Raw genomic sequence first — 1,545 nt, forward strand, 5'->3', positions numbered from 1 at the left:
GCCGAGGGCTGCATGGCGGGGGTCGGCGATGGTGCCGGGCGGTGGTGCGCCCAGCCCGCGCGATACGGTCAGGGGTGAGGCGGCAAACTGCACATCGGCGCGCAGGCGGTACATCGACAGGCGGCGGATGGTGGCCTCGGCGATGCTGTCTTTGATATCTAGCAGCAGGCGGTCGCCTTGCGCCACCAGCAGGAAATCGGCGAGGTATTTGCCTTGTGGGGTCAGCAGTGCCGCCCAAACCGCGCCATCGCCGCGCCCTAACGGCAGCACATCATTGCTGACCATGCCTTGCAGGAAGGTCAGCCTGTCCGCTCCGGTGACGGTATAAACACGGCGGTCCGCGGCGGTTTCGCCCAACATGGCTTAGTCCTTGAATTGCAGGCGATAGAGGCCAGCGTAAAGCCCGCCCTGTGCCAGAAGCTGGTCATGCGTGCCGGTTTCCGCAACCCTGCCATGGTCCATCACCACGATTTTGTCGGCATTGCGCACGGTGGCAAGGCGGTGCGCGATCACCAAAGTGGTGCGGCCTTGGCTGCCATGGGCAAGCGCTTCGGCGACGATGGATTCCGATTGCGCATCCAGCGCCGAGGTCGCTTCATCCAGCAGCAGCACGGGGGCATCCTGCACCAAAGCCCGCGCAATCGCCACCCGTTGGCGCTGGCCGCCCGACAAAGCCGAGCCGCGCGGGCCGACCGGGGTATCAACGCCACGCGCCAGCAAGGCCAGAAAATCGGCGACATGGGCGGCGCGCAGGGCGGCTTCCAGCGCATCGGGGGCAACGCTGCGACCCAGAGCGATGTTCTCGACCAAGGTTTCATCAAACAGCGCCGAATCCTGTGTGACAGTGGCAAACAGCGCGCGTTGATCGGCCAAGGCGAGGCCAGAAGCGACCACGCCGCCGATGCGGATCACGCCACTGGCGGGCTCCATAAGCCCGGTCAGCAGGTGGAACACTGTGCTCTTGCCCGCACCAGAGGAGCCAACCAGTGCCGTGGTCTTGCCTGCCTCGGCGGTGAAGGACAGACCGCGCAGCACGGGTTGGTCGCCATGCGCGAAGCTGACATCCTCAAACCGGATTTCTGGGGCTCCGGGGGCGGGCAGGGCCAGGCTAACCTCGGGGCGGGGATAGGCGGGGCGGGCGTCAAACAGCGCGTAGATGCGTTCCAGGCTGGCGGAGGCGACTTGCCAGGTGCCCGACATCTCGCCTAAGCGGCGCAGGGGTTGGAAGGTCAGCGACATCGCGGTGAAGAACGACATGAAATCGCCGGTGGTGCGCTGGCCCGAGGAAATCTCATCGCCTGCCATCAGCAGCACCGCGAAAAAGCCGAGGCCCGTGACCAGATCAATCTTCCCCGGCATCAGCCTGCGCGCGAAGATCGAGCGCACCTCGGCGCGGCGGATCGACTTTAGCACCGTGCGGAAGCGCCCGGTCTGGTAGTCTTCCATCCGGTTCAGCTTGACCGCGTTGATGCCGTGGAAAATCTCGTCCAAGCGCGTGGCGCGTTGGCCGGCCTGATCGCGCAGCTCATTGGATTTGCGCCGCAC

The 1,545-nt window shown here is 65.6% G+C and carries 1 protein-coding gene and 1 pseudogene; both read right to left on the bottom strand.

The genetic code is table 11. The features are described 5' to 3' along the window. Window positions 1–360 (bottom strand): annotated as a pseudogene (locus tag RMO89_RS20240) (folate-binding protein); the annotation flags it as partial. A gap of 3 nt (window positions 361–363) precedes the next feature. Next, on the bottom strand, window positions 364–1,545 hold a 1,182-nt coding region (locus RMO89_RS20245; protein WP_310535449.1), incomplete at its 5' end, for an ABC transporter ATP-binding protein.

The organism is Novosphingobium sp. (genome assembly GCF_031424035.1).
Taxonomy (GTDB): Bacteria; Pseudomonadota; Alphaproteobacteria; order Sphingomonadales; family Sphingomonadaceae; genus Novosphingobium.